21 protein-coding genes are annotated in these 25,706 nt (G+C 71.6%); 7 read left to right on the forward strand and 14 right to left on the reverse strand.

Annotation, left to right across the window (positions count from 1 at the left end; genetic code table 11):
- The 8 genes from H958_RS38380 to uvrB all read right to left on the reverse strand — a co-directional run bounded on the left by H958_RS38380 (position 1) and on the right by uvrB (position 12,811).
- Positions 1-696 carry a class II aldolase/adducin family protein gene (locus H958_RS38380; RefSeq protein WP_051324466.1) on the reverse strand — a complete coding sequence of 232 codons (696 nt, stop codon included), beginning with the start codon at positions 694-696 and terminating at the stop codon, positions 1-3.
- Positions 693-3,590, reverse strand: a complete 2,898-nt coding sequence (gene uvrA / locus H958_RS0118190) for an excinuclease ABC subunit UvrA (protein WP_028059710.1) — start codon at positions 3,588-3,590, stop codon at positions 693-695. The genes H958_RS38380 and uvrA overlap by 4 nt, the downstream gene beginning before the upstream one ends.
- A 46-nt stretch (positions 3,591-3,636) precedes the next feature.
- Positions 3,637-5,175, reverse strand: a complete 1,539-nt coding sequence (locus H958_RS38385; protein WP_051324467.1) for a carboxypeptidase M32 — start codon at positions 5,173-5,175, stop codon at positions 3,637-3,639.
- Positions 5,172-5,777 (reverse strand): DivIVA domain-containing protein, encoded by a 606-nt coding sequence (locus H958_RS0118200; protein WP_028059711.1) that lies wholly within the window; start codon positions 5,775-5,777, stop codon positions 5,172-5,174. The genes H958_RS38385 and H958_RS0118200 overlap by 4 nt, the downstream gene beginning before the upstream one ends.
- A gap of 44 nt (positions 5,778-5,821) precedes the next feature.
- A complete protein-coding gene (locus H958_RS0118205) occupies positions 5,822-6,598 on the reverse strand; it encodes an HhH-GPD family protein (RefSeq protein ID WP_028059712.1) in 777 nt (258 codons plus the stop codon).
- Positions 6,599-6,609: 11 nt separating this feature from the next.
- Positions 6,610-9,225 (reverse strand): EAL domain-containing protein, encoded by a 2,616-nt coding sequence (locus tag H958_RS43610; RefSeq protein ID WP_156028050.1) that lies wholly within the window; start codon positions 9,223-9,225, stop codon positions 6,610-6,612.
- 334 nt (positions 9,226-9,559) lie between these two features.
- Positions 9,560-10,672 carry a lysylphosphatidylglycerol synthase domain-containing protein gene (locus H958_RS38395; RefSeq protein WP_051324469.1) on the reverse strand — a complete coding sequence of 371 codons (1,113 nt, stop codon included), beginning with the start codon at positions 10,670-10,672 and terminating at the stop codon, positions 9,560-9,562.
- Between the two features lie 129 nt (positions 10,673-10,801).
- The gene (uvrB, locus tag H958_RS0118220) at positions 10,802-12,811 is read right to left on the reverse strand and encodes an excinuclease ABC subunit UvrB (protein WP_028059713.1); all 2,010 of its coding nucleotides are present in this window, start codon (positions 12,809-12,811) and stop codon (positions 10,802-10,804) included.
- A 78-nt stretch (positions 12,812-12,889) separates the two neighbouring features.
- On the opposite strand from uvrB, the gene H958_RS38400 reads away from it, so the two are divergent.
- Together H958_RS38400 and H958_RS0118230 are read left to right on the forward strand one after the other, a co-directional pair.
- Entirely contained in the window at positions 12,890-13,312 is a 423-nt protein-coding gene (locus H958_RS38400) for a universal stress protein (protein ID WP_051324470.1), read from the forward strand.
- A gap of 13 nt (positions 13,313-13,325) precedes the next feature.
- The gene (locus tag H958_RS0118230; RefSeq protein ID WP_028059714.1) at positions 13,326-14,744 is read left to right on the forward strand and encodes an amino acid permease; all 1,419 of its coding nucleotides are present in this window, start codon (positions 13,326-13,328) and stop codon (positions 14,742-14,744) included.
- Between the two features lie 160 nt (positions 14,745-14,904).
- Here H958_RS0118230 and H958_RS38405 read toward each other — a convergent pair whose 3' ends face one another.
- Positions 14,905-15,516 (reverse strand): TetR family transcriptional regulator, encoded by a 612-nt coding sequence (locus H958_RS38405; RefSeq protein WP_037410544.1) that lies wholly within the window; start codon positions 15,514-15,516, stop codon positions 14,905-14,907.
- A gap of 60 nt (positions 15,517-15,576) precedes the next feature.
- Here H958_RS38405 and H958_RS0118240 point away from each other — a divergent pair, with 60 nt between their 5' ends.
- Positions 15,577-16,566 carry a daunorubicin resistance protein DrrA family ABC transporter ATP-binding protein gene (locus H958_RS0118240; protein ID WP_028059715.1) on the forward strand — a complete coding sequence of 330 codons (990 nt, stop codon included), beginning with the start codon at positions 15,577-15,579 and terminating at the stop codon, positions 16,564-16,566.
- A gap of 76 nt (positions 16,567-16,642) precedes the next feature.
- A complete protein-coding gene (locus H958_RS0118245; RefSeq protein WP_028059716.1) occupies positions 16,643-17,503 on the forward strand; it encodes an ABC transporter permease in 861 nt (286 codons plus the stop codon).
- Here H958_RS0118245 and H958_RS0118250 read toward each other — a convergent pair.
- From H958_RS0118250 to H958_RS0118270, 5 genes are read right to left on the reverse strand one after another with little or no spacing between them, the layout of a single operon-like run.
- Positions 17,487-17,984: an ATP-binding protein gene (locus tag H958_RS0118250; RefSeq protein ID WP_028059717.1), complete on the reverse strand. Its 498-nt coding sequence runs from the start codon at positions 17,982-17,984 to the stop codon at positions 17,487-17,489. The genes H958_RS0118245 and H958_RS0118250 overlap by 17 nt on opposite strands.
- A 14-nt stretch (positions 17,985-17,998) precedes the next feature.
- Positions 17,999-19,330, reverse strand: coding sequence for an MFS transporter (locus H958_RS38410; RefSeq protein ID WP_051324471.1), 1,332 nt, complete (start codon positions 19,328-19,330; stop codon positions 17,999-18,001).
- Between the two features lie 32 nt (positions 19,331-19,362).
- Positions 19,363-20,106 (reverse strand): ABC transporter permease, encoded by a 744-nt coding sequence (locus H958_RS0118260; protein WP_051324472.1) that lies wholly within the window; start codon positions 20,104-20,106, stop codon positions 19,363-19,365.
- Between the two features lie 50 nt (positions 20,107-20,156).
- Entirely contained in the window at positions 20,157-21,032 is an 876-nt protein-coding gene (locus H958_RS0118265) for an ABC transporter ATP-binding protein (RefSeq protein ID WP_028059719.1), read from the reverse strand.
- Positions 21,029-22,207 carry an amylo-alpha-1,6-glucosidase gene (locus tag H958_RS0118270; protein WP_028059720.1) on the reverse strand — a complete coding sequence of 393 codons (1,179 nt, stop codon included), beginning with the start codon at positions 22,205-22,207 and terminating at the stop codon, positions 21,029-21,031. Before H958_RS0118270 ends, H958_RS0118265 begins: the two co-directional genes overlap by 4 nt.
- Positions 22,208-22,379: 172 nt before the next feature.
- Between H958_RS0118270 and H958_RS38415 the strand changes: the two genes are divergently transcribed.
- From H958_RS38415 to H958_RS0118285, 3 genes are all read left to right on the forward strand, one after another.
- The gene (locus tag H958_RS38415; RefSeq protein ID WP_407641157.1) at positions 22,380-23,426 is read left to right on the forward strand and encodes a LacI family DNA-binding transcriptional regulator; all 1,047 of its coding nucleotides are present in this window, start codon (positions 22,380-22,382) and stop codon (positions 23,424-23,426) included.
- Positions 23,427-23,444: 18 nt separating this feature from the next.
- Positions 23,445-24,773: an ABC transporter substrate-binding protein gene (locus tag H958_RS38420; protein ID WP_156028051.1), complete on the forward strand. Its 1,329-nt coding sequence runs from the start codon at positions 23,445-23,447 to the stop codon at positions 24,771-24,773.
- A 103-nt stretch (positions 24,774-24,876) separates the two neighbouring features.
- Positions 24,877-25,704: a carbohydrate ABC transporter permease gene (locus H958_RS0118285; protein WP_196807418.1), complete on the forward strand. Its 828-nt coding sequence runs from the start codon at positions 24,877-24,879 to the stop codon at positions 25,702-25,704.
- Positions 25,705-25,706: the final 2 nt, after the last annotated feature.

Raw genomic sequence — 25,706 nt, forward strand, 5'->3', positions numbered from 1 at the left:
CTACTCGTCCATGCGATGCAGCGCGCCCTCGCGCTGCTCCTCGGGGATCGGGAGCAGCGGGAAGCCCTGCGTGCGGGCGACGAGCATGCGGCACATCAGCTCGAGCGCCTCGGCGACGTTGACCGCCGCGGCGAGGTCCCGGCCGACGACGACGGAGCCGTGGTTGCCGAGCAGGATCGCGTCGTGCTCGCGCGCCGCCTCGGCGACCGCACGCGCCAGCTCAGGCGAGCCGGGGACGAGGAACGGCAGGCGCGCGATCCGGCGCAGGTAGTAGAGCGTGTCCGTGCTCGCCGCGGTCTCGAGCTCGATCGCCGAGCACGCCACGAGCGTCGTGTGGAACGCCGAGGAGTGCAGGACCGCGCCGGCGTCGGGCCGCGCCGCATAGATCCCGCGGTGCATCGCGGTCTCCACCGATGGGCGGCACGAGCCCTCCCACGCCTCGGATGCGATGTCGCACGCGACGATCGACGCGGATTCCAGCTCGTCGAGGCGGTGGCCCGAGCCCGAGATCGCGAACCGGCCGTCGGCGAGCCGCACGGACACGTTCCCGGCGGTGCCCCACGTGAGCTGCTTTGCGCCGACCCGGCGGCCGGCCGCGATGAGCGCGGAGATGTGCTCGCCGGCCGGGGGCGCCGAGGCGCCGGGGTCGCCGGCGGCGCCGTTCGCCGTCGCGGCGCGGTCGCCGGCGGCGCTCACGCGGCCGCCGCGACCTTGGCCCGCCTGGCGCGCGGCTTCTTCGCCGGCGGCGTCCCCTGCAGCCCGATCTGGCGCAGGAAGCGGCCCGTGTAGGACTCCTCGACCGCGGCGACCTCCTCGGGCGTGCCCCAGGCCATCAGCGTTCCGCCCTCCTCGCCGCCCTCGGGGCCCATGTCGATCACGCGGTCCGCCGTCTTGATCACGTCGAGGTTGTGCTCGATCACGACGACCGAGTTGCCCTGCTCGACCAATGCCTGCAGGACCTCGAGCAGCTTCTCGATGTCCGCGAAGTGCAGGCCCGTCGTCGGCTCGTCGAGGATGTAGAGCGTGCGCCCGGTCGCGATCTTCGACAGCTCGCTCGCGAGCTTGACGCGCTGCGCCTCGCCGCCGGACAGGGTCGTCGCCGGCTGGCCGAGCCGCATGTAGTCCAGCCCGACGTCGTGCAGCGACTGCAGCCGCCGCTTGATCTTCGGGATGTGGGCGAAGAACTCCAGCGCCTCCTCGACCGGCATGTCGAGCACCTCGGCGATGTTCTTGCCCTTGAAGCGGATGTCCAGCGTCTCGCGGTTGTAGCGCTTGCCGTGGCACTGCTCGCAGGGGACATAGACGTCCGGCAGGAAGTGCATCTCGATCTTGATCTGCCCGTCGCCGCGGCAGACCTCGCAGCGCCCGCCCTTGACGTTGAACGAGAAGCGGCCCGGCTTGTAGCCGCGGGCGCGCGCCTCCTGCGTCTTGGAGAACAGGTCGCGAATCTGATCGAAGAGCCCGATGTACGTCGCCGGGTTCGACCGCGGCGTGCGGCCGATCGGCGACTGGTCGACCGAGATGATCTTGTCCAGGTGCTCCAGCCCGCGGATGCGCTTGTGCGCGCCCGGCCGCAGCTTCGCGCGGTGCAGCTTGTTCGCGACCGCCTTGTAGAGGATCTCGTTGACCAGCGTCGACTTGCCCGAGCCCGACACGCCGGTCACAGCGGCGAAGACGCCGAGCGGGATCTTGACGTCCACGTCCTTGAGGTTGTGCTGGGCGGCGCCGACGATCTCCACGTAATCGGACGGCTTGCGGCGCTGCTTGGGCACCTCGATCCTGCGCCGCCCCGACAGGAACGCGCCGGTCGGCGACTCCTCGACGCGCATGATCTCCTCGGCCGTCCCCTGCGCCACGACGTGCCCGCCGTGCTCGCCGGCGCCCGGCCCCATGTCGAGCATGTAGTCGGCCGCGCGCATCGTGCCCTCGTCGTGCTCGACCACGAGCACGGTGTTGCCGAGGTCGCGCAGCCGCTCCAGCGTCCCGATCAGCCGCTCGTTGTCGCGCTGGTGCAGGCCGATCGACGGCTCGTCGAGGATGTAGAGCACGCCGACCAGCGAGCTGCCGATCTGCGTCGCGAGCCGGATCCGCTGCGCCTCGCCGCCCGACAGCGTCGCCGACGCGCGCTCCATCGACAGGTAGCCGACGCCGACGTTGTCCAGGAACCGCAGCCGCTCGTCGATCTCGCGCAGGATCAGCCGCGCGATCGCCCGGTCCTGCGCCGAGAGCTCCAGCCCCTCCAGCCACTCCAGCGCCCGCCGCGCGCTCATCGCCGTGAACTCGTGGATCGGCAGCTCGCCGACCGTGACCGCGCGCGACTCCGGGCGCAGGCGCGCGCCGTTGCACTCCGGGCACGGCCGCACCGACATGTACTCCTCGATCTTCTCGCGCGACCAGTCGGAGTCGGTCTCCTTGTAGCGGCGCTCGAGGTTGGGGACGATCCCCTCGAAGGTCGTCATGTACGACCGCTTGCGCCCCATCCGGTTGCGATAGGTGACGTACAGCTTGTCGCCGTTGGTGCCGTACAGGAACAGGTTCTGCTGCTCCTCGGGCAGCTCCTCCCACGGCGCGTCGACGTCGACCTCGTAGCGATCCGCGATCGCCTGTGTGATCTGCTCGTAGTAGCCCGTCGCGCCGCTCGACCACGGCAGGATCGCGCCCTCGTTGAGCGACAGCGACGGATCCGGCACGACCAGCTCGGGATCGATCTCCATCTGGGAGCCCAGGCCGGTGCAGCGCGGGCACGCGCCGTGCGGGGCGTTGAAGGAGAACGAGCGCGGCTCCAGCTCCGGCATCGAGATGCCGCAGTAGAGACACGCGAAGCGTTCGCTGTACGTCAAGATCGACGGCTCCGCCCCATCCCTGGGGACCGTCTCGATCTCGATGATGCCGTCGGCCAGCGCCACCGCCGTCTCCACGGAGTCGGCCAGGCGCTTGCGCAGGTCGGGCCGCATGACCAGGCGGTCGACCACGACCGAGATGTTGTGCTTGTAGCGCTTGTCGAGGACGATCTCCTCCTCGAGCTGGCGCAGCTCGCCGTCCACCTTCACGCGCGTGAAGCCCTCGCCGCGCAGCTCCTGCAGCTGCTTGCCGTACTCGCCCTTGCGCCCGCGCACGATCGGCGCCATGACCATGAACCGGGTGCCCTCCTCCAGGCCCATGATCTGATCGATGATCTGCTCCGCCGACTGCGCCGCGATCGGCCGCCCGCAGTTGAAGCAGTGCGGCTTGCCGACCCGCGCCCACAGCAGGCGCAGGTAGTCGTAGATCTCCGTGACGGTCCCGACCGTCGACCGCGGGTTGCGCGACGTCGTCTTCTGGTCGATCGAGATCGCCGGCGAGAGCCCCTCGATCGAATCCACGTCGGGCTTGTCCATCTGTCCCAGGAACTGGCGCGCGTAGGCGCTCAGCGACTCGACGTAGCGGCGCTGGCCCTCCGCGTAGATGGTGTCGAACGCGAGCGACGACTTGCCCGAGCCCGAGAGGCCGGTGATGACCGTCAGCGAATCGCGCGGCAGCGCGACCGTGACGTCCTTGAGGTTGTGCTCGCGGGCGCCGGTGACGACGATGGAGTTCTGACGAGAGGACATAAGACCGCCACTGATTCTACGGAGGCGGCGGACGCCTTCGTCGAACCTATGTTCGCCCGAGCGGCTCGGCCAGCTGGCCCGTGTCGACGAGCTTGGCGCGCAGGTAGTCGAGGAACGGCTCGACGCGCAGCTCCTCCCCCGTCGCGCGGCGCAGGAGCTCGCGCGAGTCGTACTTGCGGCCGTGACGGTGGATGTTGTCCCGCAGCCATTCGCGCAGCGGCGCGAAGTCGCCCGCGGCGAAGTCGGACTCGATCGCCGGCAGCTGGGCCGAGAGCGCGCCCCACAGCTGCGCCGCCATCAGGTTGCCCAGCGTGTAGGTCGGGAAGTAGCCGATCATCCCGGAGCCCCAGTGGATGTCCTGCAGCACCCCGTGGACGACGTCGGGCACCTCGAGGCCGAGCAGCCGCTGCGTCGCCTCGTCCCACGCTTCAGGAAGATCCTTTACGTTCAAACGACCCTCTATCAAGGCAAGCTCGAGCTCGAAGCGGAGCGCGATGTGGAGGTTGTAGGTCGTCTCGTCGGCCTCGATCCGGATCAGCGAGAGCTCGACGCGGTTGACGGAGCGGTAGAGCCGGTCGGCGTCGAAGCCCTCGAACGGCTCGCCGAGATGCGCGCGCAGCCGCGGCAGCGCCCACTCGGCGAACGGGCGCGAGCGGCCCACGACGTTCTCCCACAGCCGGCTCTGGGACTCGTGCACGCCGAGCCCGGCCGCCTCGGCGAGGGTCGTGCGGTAGTGGCGGGGATCCATCTGCGCCTCGTAGAGCCCGTGGCCGAACTCGTGCAGGCAGGAGTAGAACGCCATCGCCAGGTCGTCCTCCTCCCAGCGCGTCGTCAGCCGGATGTCGGTGTGGGCCATGCTGCGCGCGAACGGGTGGACGGTGGAGTCGAGACGCCAGTGCTCGCGGTCGAAGCCGACGGCGGGAAGGATCTCGTCGATCAGCGCCTTCTGGGCGGCGGCCGGGTGATGGCCGGGCAGCACGCGCTCGCCGTCGGGGGGCCGCGCGGACGCCGCCACCAGCGGCACGAGCTCGCGCTGCAGGCGCTCGAACAGCGTCCGCAGCTCGGCCGTCGTGAGCCCGGGCTCGAAGTCGTCGAGCAGGACGTCGTAGGGATGCGCGAACTCGCCGGTGCCGTCGAAACAGGCGGCGTAGCGGTGGCTGAGCTCGATCACGCGCTCCAGCGCCGGCCGGAAGCGCGCGAAGTCCTTCGCCTCGCGCGCGTGGTGCCAGGCCTCCTGGGCGTGCGAGGCGGCGCTCGACTGCTCGGCGGCCAGCTCGGTCGGCACGCGGACCGCCTTGCGATGGTCGCGGCGCAGCGCGGCGACCATCCGGACCTCGTCGGAGTCGGGGTCCGCCGACTGCGCCCACGGCTCCAGCGCGTCGAGCAGCCGGCCCAGCTCAGGATCGGTCAGGCGGTCGTGCACGATGCGTTCCAGCGCCTCCAGCTGGTCGGCGCGCGCGCCGGCGCCGCCGCGCGGCATCAGCGTGTTCTGATCCCACAGCAGCAGGCCGGCGACGCCGTTGATGTCGGCGATCTCCCCGGCACGCTCGCGCAGGTTCGCGAGCTCCTTCGGCGCTTCGCTCACTGGCCCGCCCTCGTGTAGACGTCGTCGAGAAGCGCTTCGAGGTCGCCGAGCGCGAAGTGCTCCGCCAGATAGCGGGCCGTCTCCTCGCGCGGCGTGCCGCCGAGCGCCATGTTGAGCGCGATCAGCCGCGCGCCGGCCTCGTCGGCGCCGGAGTCGACGAGCGGGGCGTCGAGGACGGAAGGCTCCGCGGGCCCCGGCGGCGGCGCGGAATCGCCCTGGTCCGCGACGCGCTCCTGCAGCTCCGCGAGCCCGGCGCTCAAGCGCTCGCCGCTCGTGCGCAGCGCGTCGAGCAGGCCGCCCAGCTCGCGCTCGAGCTCGTCCAGGCGCCCGAGCAGCCCGTCGGCGGCGCCGCGCACGCGCGCGACGTGGTCGCCGGCCTCCTCCCCCGCCTTCGCGCGCAGCTCGGCGGCGCTGCGCTCGGCGGCCTCGAGGATCACGCGCACCTGCTCGGACGTGCCGCTGGAGAGCGGCCGCGCGGCCGCCGGCGCGACGGAGCGCTCGAACTCGTCCGCGACCCGGCGCAGGTGCTCGTCGACCGCGGCAGGGTCGTACCCCTTGCGTCCGGTCGGGAAGTCGCGACGCTGGATGGAGTCACGGTCCACGGCTGCGCAGGATAGGACGCAGAGCGCACATGCGCGCCGCGCGCTCAGGGCAGGCGGACGCTTCCGTCCGTCCCGCGCACGACGAGCCCGTCCCGCTCGAGCCCGGCGAGCGCCCGCTCGCGCCGGTCGCCGGCGACGGGGAGCGGCTCGCCGGCCAGCAGCGCCGCGACGATCCGGCCGCGCGCCCAGCGGTCGGTCTGCTCGAACGGCGTCGTGGCCGCGCGGCGGGCCGCCGGGCCTGGGTGGCCGCCACAGCCGGGCGCGACCGGGCACGCGTCGCAACGCGGGGCGCGCGGGCGGCAGACGGTCGCGCCGAGCTCCATCATCGCCTGGTTGAACGTCGCCGCGCGCCCGGCCGGCACGAGCTGCTGCGCGCGGGTGCGCAGGGCCGCCTCCGGACGCGGCCCCTCGCGCCGCGCGAGCACGCGGCGGACGTTCGTGTCGACTGCCGCGACCTGGCGATCCCAAGCGAACGACGCGACGGCGGCCGCGGTGTAGGGACCGACTCCCGGCAGCCGCGTGAGATCCTCCGGCCAGCCGCGCTCGGCCACCTCATGCGCCGCCGCCTGCAGCGCGAGCGCACGCCGGTTGTAGCCCAGCCCGCTCCAGTGGGCGAGGACGTCGCGCACCGGCGCGGCGGCGAGCGCGCCGGGGTCCGGGAAGCGCGCGAGCCAGCGCTCGTAGTACGGGACGACGCGCAACGCCTGCGTCTGCTGGAGCATGACCTCGGAGACGAGCAGCGCGTAGGGATCGCGCGTCTCGCGCCACGGCAGGGGCCGGCGGACGCGGTCGTACCACGCGAGGAGCGCGTCCGTGTCCATGAGAGCGGACGCTAGCGGTGGCGGCGGCGGCCGGCGCTCGTGGCCGGCGTCGCGCGGGCGGCGCACCACTCGGCGAGCTCGCCGGCGGGCACCGGGCGGCTGAGGTGGTAGCCCTGCGCGTACGTGCAGCCCAGGGCGGCGAGGCGGTCCCAGACCGCCTGCGTCTCCACGCCCTCGGCCACGACGTCGAGCCCGAGGCTGCGCCCGAGCTCGATCGTGGAGCGCACGATCGTCGCGTCGTCCTCGTCGCGGTCCATCCCACTCACGAACGAGCGGTCGACCTTGATCTCGTCCACGGGCAGCCGGCGCAGGTGCGCAAGCGACGAGTAGCCGGTGCCGAAGTCGTCGATCGAGACGCGGATGCCGAGCGCGGCCAGGCGCTCGAGCACCTGCCGGGTGCGCGCCGGGTCGGCCAGCACGGCCGACTCTGTGATCTCGATCTCGAGCAGCTCGCCCCCGACGCCGTGCCGCGCGAGCAGCGTCTCCACCTGGGGCGGGAAGTCGGCGTCCATCAGGTTGCGCGTGGAGAGGTTGACGGCGACCGCCAGCCGCAGCCCGCCGTCGAGCCACGCGCGGCACTGGCGCAGCGCCTCGTCGACCACGTACAGCGCGAGCGGCATGATCAGGCCCGTCTGCTGCACGATCGGGATGAACTGGTCGGGCGGCACGAGCCCTCGTTCCGGGTGCTGCCAGCGCAGCAACGCCTCGACCGAGCTGACCGAGCCGTCCGCGAGGCTCGCCTTGGGCTGGTAGTGCAGCGTCAGCTCGTGGTCCTCGAGCGCGCGCCGCAGCTCCCCCACGAGCGTGAGGCGGACCGGGTCGTCGTCGTGGCGGCTGGCCTCGTAGAACGCGACGCCGACGTTCTCCTGCTTGGCGTGGTACATGGCGCCGTCGGCGTGCTTGAGCAGCGTCTCGACCTCGAGCCCGTCGCGCGGGAACAGCGCGATCCCGATCGAGGCGTCGACCGACAGCGGGAGCCCCTGCACGATCACCGGCTCCTGGATCGCCGCGCGCACGCGGCGGGCGGCCGTGATCACGTCGCCGACCGACGTCGGGTCGGGCAGCAGGACGCCGAACTCGTCGCCGCCGAGGCGCGCGACGGTGTCGGAGGCGCGCAGCATGCCGTCGAGGCGGCGGCCGATCTCGACCAGCAGCGCGTCGCCCGCCGCGTGCCCCAGCGAGTCGTTGACGTCCTTGAAGCGGTCGAGGTCGAGCATCAGGACGGCGAGGGTCCCGTCCGCGCGACGCGCGCGGTGCAGCGACTGCTCGATGCGGTCGCGGAACAGCGTGCGGTTCGGCAGGCCGGTCAGGCCGTCGTGCAGCGCCTGGTGGTGGTTGAGCTCGGCCTGCGCGCGCAGCGCCGCCTCCGCCGCCTTGCGCCGCGTCAGGTCCTGCAGGACGCCGATGATGAAGCCGTCGCCGCCGTCGGTCGCACGGACGACCGACAGCGAGACATCCACCCACACGTCGCCGCCGTCGGGGCGCACGTAACGGTGCTCGAGCGTGGACCTCAGATCGCCGGCGAGCACGCGATGCGCCCGGTCGGTCGCGGCCTGACGGTCGTCGGCATGGACGAACACGTCCGCCTTGACGCCGACGAGCTCCTCCTCCGGGCGGCCGAGGAGCTCCTGCAGCGCGCGGTTGGCGCCGAGGATCGTGCCGTCGAGCGCCATCACCATCATGCCGGTGAGCGCGTTGGCGAAGACGGCCTCGAAGCGCGCCTTCGCGCGGAACTCCGACGCGCGGCTGACGGCGGCCGAGAGGCCGACGGCGAGCAGCTCGAGCGCGCGGCGGTCGTCCTCGCCGAGCCGCTCTGTCTCCGAGGCGCTCATCACGTCGAGCGTGGCGACGGGCTCGTCGCCGGTGAAGAGCGGGACGCAGATGTGCGACCGGTCGCCGATCTCGGCCTGCCAGCGGCGGTTGATGCGCTCGTCGGCCGCGGCGTCCTCGATCAGCAGCGTGTCGCGCGCGGCGAATGCGAACCGCGCGACGGACTCCGCGATCGCGCGGCGCTCGCCGATCCTCGTCGCGATCCCGCGCGCCGCGGCGACGGCCAGCTCGTCGCCGTCGATCAGGCTCACCATCGCGCCGTCGGCGTTGGTGAGGTCCATCGCGCGCTCGACGATCAGGTTCATCACGCGATCCAGGTCGAGCCCGGCGGCATCGATGTCGCGCTGGGTCTCGACCACGCGCGCCAGCCGCTCGTTGTGCATGCGCGCCTCGAGTGCCGAGGACAGCACGCCGGCGAGCAGCTCGAGCACGGCGACGTCGCGCTCGCCGAACACGCCGGGGTCGCGGGAGGAGACGATCAGCAGGCCGGCCGGATGCGAGCCGGCGCTCACGGGGACGATCACGACCGAGCGCATGCCGTACTCGCGGCCGCCCGGGAGGTACGCGCGCGGGTCGGTCTCGACGTCGCGCGAGAGCACGGGCCGGCCCGTGGAGAGCGCCACGCCGCAGAGCCCGCGGTCGCGCGGGGTGCGGGCGATGCGCTCTTGGATGCCGCACGCGGCGCGCTGCACGAGCTCGCCGTCCTCGAGCATCAGGACGTGCGCGGCGGTGGCGCCGGTCAGCGCGCGCATGCGCTCGACGAGCAGGTCGAGCTCGGCCTTCATCCGCGGGTCCACGTGACCGCGATGATCGGCCGCTCGGACGCTCGGTTGAGGAGTCGGGCGCGATGGACGTGTCGCGGGGCGCGGCGCCCCTTGGGCGGCGCCGCGCTCCCGCTGTGCATGAGGCCGACCACGCGGCGGAGGAGAGAGGACCGAGCCGAGGGCCTCGTGCCCGACGCACTCAAGCAAGTCCGGCCGCCGGTCCTGTTACCGGATTGTTCTTCTGATCAACGTCGACACAGGACCTTCACCGTGCGGATCGGGCTCGGCGGGCACTCTCGGAGGGCGGCGATCGCGCCGGGCGCCGCGCCGGGGCGCGAACGGCGGCGCGCCCTCGCGCGCTCATGCGTCAGCTGACCGGGATCGTGCGGCGCACGGTCCCGCGGCCGAGCACGTCGACGGTCTCGCCCGGCGCGCAGGTGGCGATGTCGTGGGCCTCGTCGCGGAGCCGCCTGCGCAGCACCGCGAGCGCCGGGAGGCCGAGGATGGCCGGGATCGCGAGCAGGAGGCCGCGGTAGGCGAGCACGGCCACGGCGGCGTCGGTGGCGCCGACGCCGTAGAGCACCAGCGTGCCGATCAGGCCGCCGTCGACGCCGCCGATCCCGCCCGGGATCGGGATCAGGCTCCCGAGCTGGCCGATCAGGTACGCGACGAGGAGCACGCCGACGGCCGGGACGTCGTTCCCGAACGCCTTGAAGCATGCGCCCAGCATCGCGACGTCGAACAGCAGATACGCCGAGGCGCCCGCGAGGATCGCCCAGTCGCGCGAGCGCAGGAGCGCGAGTGCTTCGTCGACGCCGTTGCCGACTGCCTCGGCCGCGGCGACGATGCTCGTGCGCATCGAGCGCCGGGCGAGCGCGGCGGCCAGGTGTCCCGCGGCGAGCGCGAGCGCGATCGCCGCGACCGCGGCGACGGCGGGAATCAGGCCGAGCAGGAAGCTCGGCGAGTGACCCAGCAGACCGGTCGCGAGCCCGATGCCGCCGAGAGCGAGAAAGCCCACGTTGGCCAGGCTGGTCAGGAGGAAGAAGGCGACCGTCCGGCGGGCGATGTACCGGGCCGGCAGTCCCCCGCGGCGGAGGATCCACGCGCCGAGCGCGAGGCCGCCGGCGCCACCCACCGAGAGGACCGAGTTGGCGGCGAGCTCGGACAACCCGATCTCGGTGCTCGTCCGCCAGCTCATGCGGCGGCAGAAGACGCCGCGGAACGCCAGCACGTACCCGGCGCAGGACCCGAGCTGGAGCACCGCCGCGACCGCGAGCCAGCCGGGCCGGGCGCCGCTGAAGCGATCCCGCAGCGACGCGAGCCCCGGCACGAGCACGACCACCGCCACGACGACGATGACGATCGCCCCGAGGATGAGCAGCGAGCGCCGCAGTGTGGACGGCGAGAACTCCTCGGGCAGCGGCTCGGCTTCGACGTCGGGCTCGAGATACTCCACGGTCAGGGCCCGATTGCCGGTCATGAGGCGGCCACCGACTGTAACGCGACGCGCCGCGCCGGCCGGCGGCAACGCCCGAGCGGGCGATGACTCGCGGGCCGGCGGCAAACGCCCGGGCGGGCGGTGACCCGCGGACGGGAGCCGCGCGGCGGGCTACTCGGCCGCCGGCGCCGTCGCCAGGTCGAGCTCGCGGCGGAGGTCGCGGATCTCGTCGCGGAGCTTGGCGGCGTACTCGAACCGGAGCTCCTCGGCGGCCGCGAGCATCTCCTCCTCGAGCTCGCGCATCGTCTGCTCGATCTCGGCGGGCGCCATGTCGGTGCGCTTCTCGCGCCTGCGGCGGCCCTTCGTGGGCACCTTGGAGTCCGACATCAGGAACTCCGTGATGTCGGAGATCCCCTTGACGATCGTCTCCGGCGTGATGCCGTGCTCCTCGTTGTACGCCCTCTGGATCGCGCGGCGGCGGTCGGTCTCCGTGATCGCCTTGCGCATCGCGTCGGTCTCCTTGTCGGCGTACATCAAGACCTTGCCGTCGACGTTGCGGGCGGCGCGCCCGATCGTCTGGATCAGCGAGGTCTCGCCGCGCAGGAAGCCCTCCTTGTCGGCGTCGAGGATGGCGACAAGGGAGACCTCCGGCAGATCCAGCCCCTCGCGCAGCAGGTTGACGCCGACCAGCACGTCGTACTCGCCGAGCCGCAGCTCGCGGATGATCTGGATCCGCTCCAGCGTGTCGATCTCCGAGTGCAGGTAGCGCACGCGGAAGCCCATCTCGAGCAGGTAGTCCGTCAGGTCCTCGGACATCTTCTTGGTGAGCGTCGTCACCAGCACGCGCTCGTTGCGGTCCACGCGCTGGCGGACCTCGCCCATCAGGTCGTCGATCTGGTTCCGGGTCTCGCGGACGTCGATCTCGGGATCCACGATCCCCGTCGGGCGCACGATCTGCTCGACGATGCGCGACGAGCGCTCGCGCTCATACGCCCCCGGCGTCGCCGACACGAACACCATTTGCGGCGTGATCGAGAGGTACTCCTCGAACGTCTGCGGCCGGTTGTCCAGCGCGCTCGGCAGGCGGAAGCCGTAGTCCACGAGCGTCTGCTTGCGCGAGCGGTCGCCCTCGTGCATGCCGCCGATCTGCGGCACCGTCTGGTGCGACTCGTCGATGAAGCAGACGAAGTCCTTCGGGAAGTAGTCCAGCAGGCAGTACGGCCGCGCGCCCGGCTCACGCCCGTCGAGGATGCGCGAGTAGTTCTCGATGCCCGAGCAGAAGCCGACCTCCTTGAGCATCTCCATGTCGTACTGCGTGCGCTGGCGCAGGCGGTGCGACTCCAGCAGCTTGCCCTCGGCCTCGAGCTGCGCGCAGCGCTCGTTGAGCTCACGCCCGATCTCCGCGACCGCGCGGTCCAACGTGCCTTCCTTGACGTTGTAGTGCGTCGCGGGCCACACGGCGACGTGCTCGAGGTCGTCCTTGATCAGCTCGCCCGTCAGCGGGTCGAAGTTCTGCAGCCGCTCGACCTCGTCGCCGAACAGCAGGGCCCGGAACGCGGTCTCCTCATAGGCCGGGAAGACCTCCAGGGTGTCCCCGCGCACACGGAACGTGCCCCGCCCCAGCGCCGTGTCGTTGCGGTTGTACTGCAGCGAGACGAGCTTGCGCAGCAGCTCGTCGCGGTCCACGTCGCCGCCCTTGACCAGCACCTGGCAGTTCGCGTTGTAGGTCTCCGGCGAGCCGAGGCCGAAGATGCACGAGACCGAGGCGACGATGATCACGTCGCGGCGCGCGAACAGCGACGCCGTGGCGGCGTGGCGCAGCCGGTCGATCTCCTGGTTGATCGCCGAGTCCTTCTCGATGTAGAGGTCCTTCGACGGGACGTAGGCCTCGGGCTGGTAGTAGTCGTAGTAGGAGACGAAGTACTCGACCGAGTTGCTCGGGAAGTAGGTCCGGAACTCGTTGCAGAGCTGCGCCGCGAGCGTCTTGTTGTGGGCGATGATCAGCGCGGGCCGCTGCACCGCCTCGATCGTCGCCGCCATCGTCATCGTCTTGCCCGTGCCGGTGGCGCCGAGCAGCGTCAGCGCGCGCTCACCCGCCTCTATCCCCTCGGCGAGCGACGTGATCGCGGCCGGCTGATCCGCCGCGGGCGAATACACGGAATCGAGCTTGAAGGGCGGCACCCCGGAAACGATAGACCGCCCAGCCGACGGAACGTATGTTCGTGCGCTTCGGCACGCGAACGCGGGTATAGACGGCACATGCAGACGATCGTGGTCGCGGCCAAGGCGGGCGCGAGCCAGCCGTGGTTGGCCGACGCCGCCGCCGAGCTGGCGCTGCAGACGGGTGCGCAGGCCGAGGTGGTCAGCGTCGACGGCGTCGAGATGGAGGCGCTGTCGCCGCTGCCGCGCAGCGAGTACCAGCAGGAGGCGCGCCGCAGCGCGCAGGAGGTCGCCGAGCGGCTCGCCGGCCAGGGTGTCGAGGCGACCGCCGACGTCCGCCCCGGCAAGGTCGTGCCCGGCATCCTGCTCTACGCCGAGGAGCAGGACGCCGACCTGATCGTCGTCGGCGCCTCGACTCGCGGCCGGGTTGCGCGCCGGATGCTCGGGGATGTGCCGCTCGAGCTCGTGCAACGCTCGCGCCGGCCCGTGCTGGTCGTGTCGGCTCCGGTCACCAAGGGGTAGGAGGAGGCACCTAATGGCAGGCGCTCTGTTCGCCACGAAGCCCGTCGACCGGCTCGTCGCCGACACCGAGGTCGAGGCGGGCCAGCTGCGACGGGCCGTCGGGCTGCTCGACCTCACCGCGCTCGGCATCGGCGCGATCATCGGCACCGGCATCTTCGTGATCCTCGGCGAGGCGATCGGGGACTCGGGGCCCGCGATCATCCTCAGCTTCGTCCTGGCCGGCGTCACCTGCGCGTTCTCCGCGCTCTCCTACGCCGAGCTGGCGAGCACCATCCCGGTCTCCGGCAGCGCGTACACGTACGGCTACGCGACGATGGGCGAGCTGCTCGCGTGGATCATCGGCTGGGACCTGATCCTCGAGTACGCGGTCTCCGTCGCCGCGATCGCGGTCGGCTGGGGTCAGTATTTCAACGACCTGATCGACGACCTGTTCGGCTGGAAGCTCCCCGCCGCGATCGCGAGCGCGCCGGGGGAGGGCGGCTCGTTCAACGTCCCGGCCGTCGTCATCGTGCTCGCGGTAGCGACGCTGCTGATCGTCGGCGTCCGCGAGAGCGCGCGCACGAACACGATCATGGTCTTCACGAAGCTCGTCGTGATCGCGCTGTTCATCGTGCTGGCGTTCACCGGCTTCCACTCCGGCAACCTCACGCCGTTCGCGCCACACGGGTTCGACGGCGTGGTGACGGCGGCGTCGCTGATCTTCTTCGCCTACATCGGCTTCGACGCGATCTCGACATCCGGCGAGGAGACGAAGAATCCCAAGCGCGACCTGCCGATCGCGATCATCGGCTCGCTCGCGGTCTGCACCGTGCTCTACATCCTCGTCGCGCTGACCGCGTCGGCCGCGGTGCCGTACAAGGACATCGCCGGCCAGCAGGCTCCGCTTGCGTACGTGCTGCGGACGCTGAACTTCGATTGGGCGGCGACGCTGATCTCGTTCGGCGCGCTGGTGGCGATCACCAGCGTCGTGCTCACGATCCTCTACGGCCAGACGCGAATCACGTTCGCGATGTGCCGGGACGGACTGCTTCCAGCGTCATGGGCGAAGCTGAGCCCGCGCCAGACGCCCGCCCGGATCACCGCCGTGTTCGCGGTCCTGATCGCGATCGTCGCCGCGTTCTTCCCCCTCTCGGAGATCGCCAAGCTGGTCAACATCGGGACGCTGTTCGCGTTCGTCATCACCAACATCGGGGTGATCGTGCTGCGGCGCACGCGGCCGGACCTGGACCGCTCGTTCAAGGTGCCGTTCGTGCCGTGGTTCCCGCTGATCGGCGCCGCGCTCGCGATCTTCCTGATGAAGTACCTCGAGCGCGCCACATGGTTCCGGTTCGTCGGCTGGCTCGTGCTCGGCCTGATCGTCTACTTCCTCTACGGGCGCCGCCATTCGCGCCTGCAGCGCGGTCAGGTGCTCAACCCGGAGGCCGAGATCTAGTGTCGCGGGTCGTAAGTTCGCACGCGCGTTGCGGGATGCATCGTCGTGGCTGGCGTTCGCCGGCGACCTGGCTCGTACCGGGCGTACTTGCGAGGTCGCCGGCGGGCGTCAGGCGCGGCGAGGCGCCCGCAAGGCGCCTGCGACCTTCCGAATCGCGGCACTAGCCGAAGCCGCGCTCGAGCCTGTCATACGCCCGCGCGGCCTCGATCCGCAGCGCGGCCGCGACGTCGACCTGGTCCTCGCCCGCGAGCAGCCGGGTGAAGGCCGCGCGGAAGATGAGCCGGTGCGTCCAGGACAGGACGCGCGCCATCATCGCCCCGACGAAGTCGTCCGGCTCCAGCCCCGCCCGCTCGGCGATCACCGGCGCCAGCGCGGCGGCCTCCTCCTCCCAGCCGAGGTACAGCCGCTGGCGCAGGGTCTGGGAGCCCATGACCAGCCGCGGGACGGCGACGATCGACTCGACCGGCTCGCGCTCGACCGCGTCGAGCAGCGCCTCCGTCATCTGCCGGAACGGCACGATCACCGACACGCCGGGCGGCTGCTCGCGCACGGCGTCGATCAGCGCCTTCGTCAGCTCCGCGCCGCGGTGGGCGACGAGGTCCTCCTTGGCCGGGAAGTAGTTGAACACCGTCTTCTCCGACACCTCGGCGGCGCGCGCGATCTCCGCGACCGTGACGGCGTCGAACCCGCGCTCGCGGAACAGCGCCATCGCCGCGGCCGAGATCTCCTCGCGCGTCTTCTGCTTCTTGCGCTCGCGCAGCCCGCCTTCCATGAGACGGCAGTTTACATACGGTTGCTAGAAACTTACCGTCGCTGTACATTTTGCCCCCACATGACGATTCCTGCCATCGAAGTCCGGGACCTGAAGAAGTCCTTCGGTGACGTAGAGGCGGTGCGCGGCGTCAGCTTCGAGGTCGCGACGGGCGAGGTCTTCGGCTTCCTCGGCCCCAACGGCGCCGGCAAGACGACCACCATCAACATGCTCTGCACGCTCGCGCGGCCGACCTCGGGCGCCGCGTACGTGGCGGGCCACGACTCCGTCAGCGAGCGCGACGACGTCCGCCGCAACATCGGCCTGGTCTTCCAGGATCAGACGCTCGACGGCTACATGACGGCCGAGCAGAACCTGCGCCTGCACGCCGAGCTCTACGGCGTCGAGTCCGCGCTCGTGCCCGCGCGGATGGAGCAGGTGCTGCGGATGGTCGGGCTGTGGGAGCGCAAGGACGGCGGCGTGATGACGTTCTCCGGCGGCATGCGCCGGCGCCTGGAGATCGCGCGCGGGCTGATGCACTCGCCGCGCGTGCTGTTCCTCGACGAGCCGACGATCGGCCTGGATCCGCAGACGCGCAGCTCGATCTGGCGCTATATCCGCGAGCTCAAGGAGCGCGAGGAGATCACGATCTTCATGACCACGCACTACATGGACGAGGCGGAGTTCTGCGACCGCATCGCGATCATGGACAACGGCCTGATCGTCGCGCTGGACACCCCCGAGGCGCTCAAGGCCGAGGTCGGCGCCGACCGCGTGCGGATCCAGACCGAGGACGACGACGCGGCGATCGCCGCGCTCGCGGAGCGCTTCGAGCTCGAGGCGACGCTGTCCGAGGGCGCCGTGACGTTCTTCGTGCCCTCCGGCGAGGAGTTCGTGCCGCGCCTGTTCGCCGAGCTCGGCGTCGGCATCCGCTCGGTCAGCGTCTCGCGCCCGACGCTCGACGACGTCTTCATGAGCTACACCGGCAGCACGATCCGCGACGCCGAGGAGAACACCGCGACGGCCCGCAACCGGCGCGTGATGCAGGTGATGGCGGGAGGCCGCCGATGAGCGGCGAAGCCTCGCGCTGCGCGACCGTTTCGCTCGGAGCGTTCGCCCAGGGGGCGAAGCTCCCGGAGGTCTTGCGATGAGCGCCGTTTCGGAGGTCGTACGGGTCCGCGTCCCGCCGCGCAGCTGGCGCAGCGAGGTCCGCGCGGTCAAGATCGTCTGGCAGCGGGAGCTGATCCGGTTCAAGAGCGACCGGATGCGGATCGTCACCTCGCTGATCCAGCCGCTGCTGTTCCTGTTCGTCCTCGGCTCCGGACTGCAGCAGCTGTCGGCCGCGAGCACCGGCGGCGTGGACCTCAAGACGTTCATGTACCCCGGCATCCTCTGCATCGCCGTCATGTTCACGGCGATGTTCAGCGCGGCGTCGATCGTCTGGGACCGCGAGTTCGGGTTCCTGCGCGAGATGATGGTCGCGCCGGTGCGGCGCAGCTCGATCGTGATCGGCAAGTGCCTCGGCGGCGCGACGGTGGCGAGCTTCCAGGGCGTGATCCTGATCGCCCTCGCCGGCGCGGTGCACGTGCCCTACGACCCGCTGCTGATCCTCGGCATCTTCGGGCTGCAGCTCATCCTCGCGTTCAGCATCACCGCGTTCGGCGTGATGGTCGCCGCCCGGATCAAGCAGATGCAGTCGTTCATGGGCGTGATGCAGATGATCGTCACGCCGATGTTCTTCATCTCCGGCGCGTTCTATCCGGTGGCCAACCTGCCGGCGTGGCTGAACTTCCTCAACCGGATCGACCCGCTGACCTACGCGGTGGACCCGATGCGCCGGCTCGTCTTCAATCACCTCGACATGAGCGAGGAGGCGCGGCGGACGCTGGACCCGGGCGTGACCTGGTTCGGCTGGCGCGTGCCGAGCCTGCTCGAGGTCGCCGTCGTGCTCGTCCTCGGGCTCGCGATGCTCGGCATCGCGATCCTCGAGTTCAACTCCACTGAATAGCGAGCCGGAGGAGGCTCCCGTCCACGCCGCGGCCGTGCCGGCGGCCGCGCTCCGGCTTCTCGGTCCCCGCGGCCTGCGGCGCCTCGGCCGCGGGCAGCGCGAGCTCGAACCACATCACCACGTTCGGCTCGTGCTCGACGCCCCAGCGCTCGGAGATCCGCGAGACGAGCACCATCCCGAAGCCGCCGCCGCCGGTGAAGTCGGGCGTTCGCAGCCGCGGGTCGGCCTGGATGCCGGTGTCGCGCAGCTCGACGCGCACGTGCCGGTCGCCGACGCTCACGCGCAGGTCGAGCTTCCCGTCCTCCCCCACGCCGCCGTGGCGGACGCTGTTCGCGACGATCTCCGTCACCAGCAGCTGCAGATCGCCCAGGAGGCCGGCCGGGAGGTGCGACGCGAGGTGGTCTGCGAGCACGCGGCGCGCGTGCCCCGGAGCCGCTTCGCCGCCGTCGAGCACGACGCGCAGGTCCTTGGGGCGGGTCATCAGGCGGGCGGAAGCTACACGATCTTCGTCTTCAGCCGGTACTCCGGCAACCACGCCACGACGAGCAGGGCGAGCGCGGCGAGCGGCGCCGCGCACAGGAAGACGATCCGGACGCCGCCGGCGACGTCGCCGTCGTGGGCCGCGAAGACCGCACCGAGCACCGCCGCGCCCGCCGCGCCGCCGAGCGCGCGGAAGAAGCCGGTGGCGGCCGTCGCGGTGCCGAGGCGGGTGCGCTCGACGCTGTTCTGGACGGCGACGACGAGCACCTGGGTGACCAGGCCGAAGCCGGAGCCGAAGACGAGCAGGCAGACGTCGGTCAGCGCTCGCGAGCCGCTTCCCGATGCCGCGGCGAGGCCGAGCAGCGCCGCCGTCATGAGCCCGAGGCCGGCGAGTGGGTAGCGCTTGTAGCGACCGCTGCGCGCGATCTCGCGGCCGGAGAGCACGGTCGCGACGGTGGTCCCGAGCATCATCGGGACCAGCAGCAGACCGGCCTCGGTCGGCGTCGCGCCGGTCGCGACCTGCAGGAACACCGGGACGAAGACGGTCACGGAGAACAGCGAGGCGGTCGCCAGGAACAGCGCCAGGCTCGCGATCCCCACCGCGGGCGCGGCGAGCATGTCGAGCGGGACGATCGGGTCGGCCGCGCGGCGCTCGCGGGCGACGAAGGCGGCCGCCAGTACGGCCGCCGCGGCGGCGAGCGGGACGCCCGGATCCAGGCAGAAGAGCATGAACGCGGTCGTCGCGCCGGCGAGCAGCGCGGCGCCGGCGGCGTCCAGCCGCGAGCCGGTCCCCGCGGGCGCGGCGGGAAGCGCGGCGCCGAGCGCGACCAGGGCGGCGGCGCCGAGCGGAAGGTTGACGTAGAAGACCCAGCGCCAGCCCGCGTGCTCGACGAGCAGCCCGCCGGCGAGCGGGCCGGCGACGGTGGCGGCCGAGAACGCGGCGGCGATGTAGCCCTGGTAGCGACCGCGCTCGCGCGGCGCCACGAGGTCGCCGACCGAGGCCATCGCGAGCGTCATCAGGCCGCCGGCCGCGACGCCCTGGAGCGCGCGCAGCAGGATCAGCTGGGTGATGTCGCCGGCGAGGCCGCACAGCGCCGAGCCGAGCACGAACCAGGCGAGCGCGATCTCCAGCAGGCGCTTGCGGCCGTGGCGGTCGCCGAGCTTGCCCCACAGCGGCGTCGCCGCGGTCGCGGCGACGACATAGGCGGAGACGACCCACGAGACGTCCTGCAACCGGCCCAGATCACGCGCGACGGTCGGCAGCGCGGTCGCGAGGATCGTCTGATCCAGCACGGCCGGGAGCATGGCGAGGACGAGCGCGGCGAAAGGGAGGCGTGTCGCGTGCATGCGACAAAATTAGACCTCTAATCGTTAGATGTCTAGCTCTGACGGACCCAGCGGAACCTCCGCACCGCGACGACCAGTCCGGCGAGGCCCCACGCGACCACCACGGCGAGGTGGCCCAGCTGCAGCGATCCGTCCGGCGCGAACAGGTCGACCATCGCGACCGCGAGATGCCGGATCGGAAAGGCGTCGGCGACGCCCAGCAGCCAGCCCGGGATCTGGTCCGACGGGACGAAGACGCCGGAGATGAAGTACAGCGGCAGCACGATCGCCTGCACGACCGGCGTCGCGCTGTCGGCCGAGCGGATCACCGCCGCCAGCGCGAAGCCGAGGCAGCAGAACGAGAGCGAGCCGACGGCGACCACGAGGATCAGCGCGGGGACCCGCGACGCGGGCAGGTCCACGCCGTAGAGGATCAGCCCCACGGCGATCAGGATCGCCACCGTCGCCAGCGCGATCGCGACGCAGCTCAGCGCGCGGCCGGCGATCAGCGCCCAGGCGCCGACCGGCGTCGCGCGGCGGCGCTTGAGCACGCCGGTGTCGCGCTGGGTGGTGACCGTGATGACGAGGTTCACGAGCGAGGCGGAGACGATGCCGAGGGTCGCGAGGCCCGGCACGTAGTACTGCTTCGGATCCACCTCGCCGCCGGGCACCTCGATCGTGCTGTCGCCGAACACGGCGGCGAAGATCACGAGGAAGATCAGCGGCATCAGCACGGTGAAGAACCGCGCCTGGCCGTTGCGCCAGAAGACGAGCAGGTCGTAGCGGAACTGGTGCAAAGCCCGGCTCTGGGCTCTCCAGCGCGCTGAGGGACTCCCTGACGGCACGTTCATGCGACGAGCTGGAGGTAGACGTCCTCGAGCGTCGGGCGGCGCACCTCGAGGTCGCCGAGCTCGGCGCCCGACTCCTCGGCCCAGTCCGCGAGCGCGCGCAGGACGGGCAGTGGCCGCTCGGCGCGGATGACGGCGCGGCCGTCGCGCTCGGCCGCGCCGAAGCGGGCCGGCAGCGGCGTACCGGACGGCGACGTGAACGCGATCACCGCGGCCTCGCGGTCGCGCCCGCCGAGCGAGCCCGGCGTCCCCTCGGCGACCACCAGCCCGCGCGCCAGCACGACGATCCGGTCCGCGAGGCGCTCCGCCTCGTCCATGTAGTGCGTGGTGAGGACGATCGTCGTGCCGAGGTCGCGCAGCCCGGCGATCATCTGCCAGGCGGCGCGGCGCGCCGAGGGGTCGAAGCCCGTGGTCGGCTCGTCGAGGAAGATCAGCTCGGGGTCGCCGACGAGCGCGAGGCCGACGTCGATCCGGCGCTGCTGACCGCCCGAGAGCGCGCCGCAGCGGCGGTCGCCGAGGTCGCTCAGGCCGACGAGCTCCATCACCTCCTCGACCGGGCGCGGGCGCGCGTAGTAGCCGGCGTACTGGGCCAGGCACTCGCGTACGGTCAGCTGCGGCTCGACGACCGGCTCCTGCAGCACGATCCCGACCCGCTCGCGCCAGCCCTTGGGCGGGTCGCCCGGGTCCGCTCCGAGCACGGTCACCTCGCCGCCGGTGCGCGTGCGGAAGCCCTCGAGGATCTCGACCGTCGTCGTCTTCCCGGCGCCGTTGGGGCCGAGCAGCGCCACGACCTCGCCCGTGGCGACCTGGAGGTCCACGCCGCGCACCGCCTCCACGTCGCCGTAGGTCATCCGCAGGCCCCGGACGTCGATCATGCGCGGCCGTCCCACTCGTGCTCGAGCGCCCAGCGGGCGCCGACCGTCCACGCCTGGACGCGGTTGGCGATCGGCAGCGGCTCCAGGTCGTCGGTCACCGCGTACAGCTCGGGGTGGTGCCCGAGGCGATCCAGCGCGGCGAGCACGCCGGTGCGCACGCGCTCGGCGGCGTCGTGGCGTCCTGCGGCGCGCAGTCCGCCCCAGCCGAGCCACGAGTCGAAGGGCCAGACCGACCCGCGGTGATACGCGTGCGGGGAGAACTGCGGCGCGTCCGAGGACAGCGTGCGCAGGCCGTACGCGGTCAGGATGTCGGCCCGGCAGAGGCGGTCGGCGACCGCGTCGACGGCGGCGGGCTCGAGCGCATCCGCCCACAGCAGCCAGCCGAGCTGCGAGCCCGCGCCGGGCACGGGGGTGCCGGCCGAGCTGACGACCTGCCCCGGCGGCGGCGCCGCGGGCGTGCCCTCGATCGCCATCACCTCCGGGCCGAAGGCCGCGGTCACCGCGGCGCGCAGCTCCTCGGCGCGCCACGCCCACGCGTCGTCGCCGCTAAGCCTGGCGGCCGCGCGCAGCGCCGCGACCGTGACCGCCTGCGTGTCGGCGTCCGCGAGCGGCGGCTCCGCCGGCGTCCCGTCCGGGCGCGCGATGCCGCCGCCGTTGCCGCCGTCGATCGTGTCGCGCCAGCCCTGCTGCGTGAGGCCGCCCTCGAAGGCGCCCGGCGAATGGCGCAGGAGCCCTCCCCCGCGCTCCAGCTCGCCGGTGAGCCACCCGGCGGCCTCGCGCCAGCCGGGGACCGACGGGTCGCCGAGCGCGCCGGCGACGACGAGGAACCACGACGTGGCGTCGGCCGTGCCGTAGTAGGAGAACTCGCCGCGGCCGGGCCAGCCCGACGCGAGAAACGACTCCGGCGGCGCGTCGCGGAACTCGTGCCCGATCTTCCCCGGCGCCTCCTGCGTGCCCGGGTCCTCGCGTCTTCCCTGCCGGCGCGCCAGCGCGCCGAGGGTCGCGCGGGCGACGTCGGGACGCACCGGCAGCAGCTGCAGCGACGTGATCAGCGAGTCGCGCCCGAACAGCGCGTGGAAGCGGCCAGGATCGCCGGGCTCGACCGAGTCCGACGACGCGTACGGCCATCCCTCGCGCGAGAGAACAGACCGCAGACCCGGCACGTCGTCGTCCATCGGCCCGAGGATGGCAGTCGCGGTCTGGACGTGTCGCGAGGCGCCCCAGCCGCGCGATCAGGTAGCGCCGGGGCGCCCAGCACGGTTGGGCGTTGACGTCCGTCCACGCCATGTGAAACGATGGAAGCGGTTCCAAGGCCCATTCGGGCTATGGAGGAGAGACCGCTTGAAGGTGACGATCGCAGAGGTTGCGAGCCGTGCGGGCGTAGGCGTCGCGACGGTGTCGCGGGTCCTGAACGGTTCACCGGCCGTGTCCGAGACGACCCGCCGCAGGGTGCGCGCGGTGATCGACGAGCTCGGATACGAGCCCAGCGCGGCGGCCCGGGCGCTTTCGACCGGCCGCACCCGCACCGTCGGGGTCGTCACTCCCTTCTTCACCCAGCCCTCGGCCGTCGAGCGCCTGCGTGGCGTCTCGCGCGCGATCTCCGAGGGCGGCTACCAGCTCATCCTGTTCGACCTCGCCCAGCCCGACCGCTTCGCCCGGCTGCCGGTCGGCGGCAGGATCGACGGCCTGCTGTGCGTCTCGATGTGCCCGTCGGAGTCCGACCTCGCGCGCCTGCGCACGGCGGGCATCGCCGTCGCGCTGGTCGACTTCGAGCACCCTGAGCTGCCGAGCGTCGCGATCGACGACACGGCCGGCGGCCGGCTCGCCGTCGAGCACCTGCTCGAGCTCGGCCACCGCCGGATCGCGTTCGTCGGCGACGACGAGGAGAGCCCGTGGGCCTTCCAGTCGAGTGCCCGCCGCCGCGTCGGCGCGGCCGCCGCGGTCGCCGAGGCGGGCGGGCGGCTGATCGTCCGCCGCGGCCCGCACGACCGCGAGCACGCCCGCTCGCTGGCCGCGCGCCTGCTGGCGCTCGACGATCCGCCGACGGCGATCTTCGCCGGGTCCGACCTGCAGGCCGTCGGCGTGCTCGAGGCCGCCGACGCGGCCTCGGTGGACGTCCCAGGAGATCTTTCGGTGATCGGCTTCGACGACGTCGACCTCGCACGGTACGTGGGCTTGACGACCGTCGCACAGCCGTTGGAGAGCAGCGGCGCGCAAGGCGCACGGCTGCTCATGGAGGCGATGGGCGGCGCACCGCGCCGCACCTGCCGCCTCGATCTACGCCTTGTAAGGCGTTCAACCACCGCGTCCCGGGGTAAGAGTCCGGGCACGCGTAACCAGATGGCGGCGGCAGGAAGCCGCCGCGGTTTCATAGCCAGGATGGCATCGGCGTAAACGGACGAGGGGGAGCTCGTGTCCAGACGTCTTGCAGCAGTTCTCGCCGCAGCCCTGATGGGCGGCGGCATCGTCGCCGCATGTGGCAGCGACAACAACTCAACTGGAGGAGGAGGAGGCGGCGGCGGCGGAGGCGGCGGCGGTGGCCAAACCGCCAAGATCGAGGGCGCGAAGGCGATCGACGTCAACTCGATGAACGGCGCCAAGGGCAACGTGACCCTCTGCATGGGCAAGGACACGTCCGGCGACAAGACCGCCCTCGTGAAGCAGTTCAACGCCCAGAACCCGGGCATCACCGCCAAGCTGCTCGAGTTCTCGACCTCGGCCGACGAGCAACGGGCGCAGTTCGTGCAGCGCCAGGAGGCCAAGTCGGGCGAATGCGACGTCTTCTACTCGGACGTCATCTGGACGGCGGAGTTCGCGTCGCAGAAGTGGCTGTACGACATGACGCCGTACCTGCAGAGCAAGAAGTCGGAGCTGATCCCGGCGACGCTGAAGACCGTCGACTACGCCGGCAAGCTGTGGGGCGTCCCGCAGCAGACCGACGCCGCGTTCCTCTACTACCGCGACGATCAGGTCAAGACGCCGCCGACGACCTGGCAGCAGGTCTACCAGGAGGCCAAGGCCAACGACGGCATCGTCTATCAGGGCGCGCCGTATGAGGGCCTGACCTGCGACTTCCTCGAGCTCGCGTTCGCGGCGGGCGGCAAGGTGCTCTCCGACGACGGCAAGAAGTCCGAGATCAACTCGCCGGCCAACGTCAAGGCGCTGCAGTTCATGGTCGACGGCGTCAAGGGCGGAATCGCCGCCAACGGCGTCACGACCTACATGGAGGAGGAGTCGCGCCGCTACTTCGAGAGCGGCAAGGCGACGTTCATGCGCAACTGGCCCTACGCCTACAGCCTCGGGGAGAAGAAGGGCACCAAGGTCGCGGGCAAGTTCAAGGTCATGCCGTTCCCGCAGTTCGAGGGCGCCGGCAAGGCGGCCATCCTCGGTGGCCACAACTTCGTCATCTCGGCGTACTCCAAGAACCCTGGCGCGGCGCTGAAGCTGACCGACTTCTTCATCTCCCCCAAGGTGCAGAAGACCGAGTTCACGGACTACTCGCTCGCACCGACGCTGGCGTCGGTCTACGACGACCCGGCCGTCCAGAAGAAGTACGCGTTCGCGTCCGAGCTCAAGCAGTCGGTGGCGCAGGCGCAGGCCCGGCCGGTCTCGCCGGTGTATCCGCAGATCTCGCAGGCGATCTACAACAACGTCAACGCGGCGCTGTCCGGCAAGGTCTCGCCCGCTGACGCGATGAAGGCCGCCGACGGGCAGATCAACAAGGCGTTGGCGACCTTCTAACGCTATGGCCGCGGCCCCTGCAACAGCCGGTTCCGTACCGGCGCGGCGGCGCTCCCGGGGCATCCCGGAGCGCCGCCTGGCCACGCTGATGGTGGCGCCCAGCATGGCGCTGATCGCCCTGGTGGCGCTCTACCCGGTCATCTACGGCGTCTGGGTGTCCCTGCATCAGTACAGCCTCATCACGGCCGGTCTGTCGCGCTGGGCGTCGCCGGCCGGCCTCGGCAACTACAAGGAAGCGCTCACGAGCTCGGAGTTCTGGGACGCCACGCGCGTGACGGTGATCTTCACCGTCGCGTCCGTGTTCCTGGAGACGATCATCGGGCTCGGGATGGCGATGGCCATGAAGGAGGCCTTCAAGGGCCAGGGGGTGCTGCGCACGGTCGTCCTCGTGCCGTGGGCGGTCCTGACGGTCGTCACCGCGATCATGTGGAAGACGATCTTCGACCCCAACCTGGGCTTCGTGAACACGCTGCTGGGCGGCAGCACCGTCTGGCTCGGGCAGGAGCCGCAGGCGCTGATCGTCATGATCCTCGCCGACACGTGGAAGACGGCGCCGTTCATGGCGCTGCTGCTGCTCGCGGGATTGCAGGTGATCCCGTCGGACATCTACGAGGCGGCAAAGGTCGACGGGGCGACGGCGTGGCAGCGCTTCGTGCGCATCACGCTGCCGCTGCTGACCCCGGCGCTGCTCGTGGCCCTGATCTTCCGCACGATGGACGCGCTCAGGGCGTTCGACCTACCGAAGGTGCTGACCAACGGCGCCAACGGCACCACCACGCTGTCGCTGCTCGCACAGCGAACATTCCAGGAGAACCGGCTCTACGGACCCGGTTCGGCGATAGCCATCTTGACCTTCATCCTGGTCATGATCGTCGCCTTCCTGTACATCCGCCTCGTCGGCGGCAACCTGCGCGGGATGACGGAGGAGTAGGA

This window comes from Candidatus Solirubrobacter pratensis, from assembly GCF_000425945.1.
Classification (GTDB): domain Bacteria; phylum Actinomycetota; class Thermoleophilia; order Solirubrobacterales; family Solirubrobacteraceae; genus Solirubrobacter; species Solirubrobacter pratensis.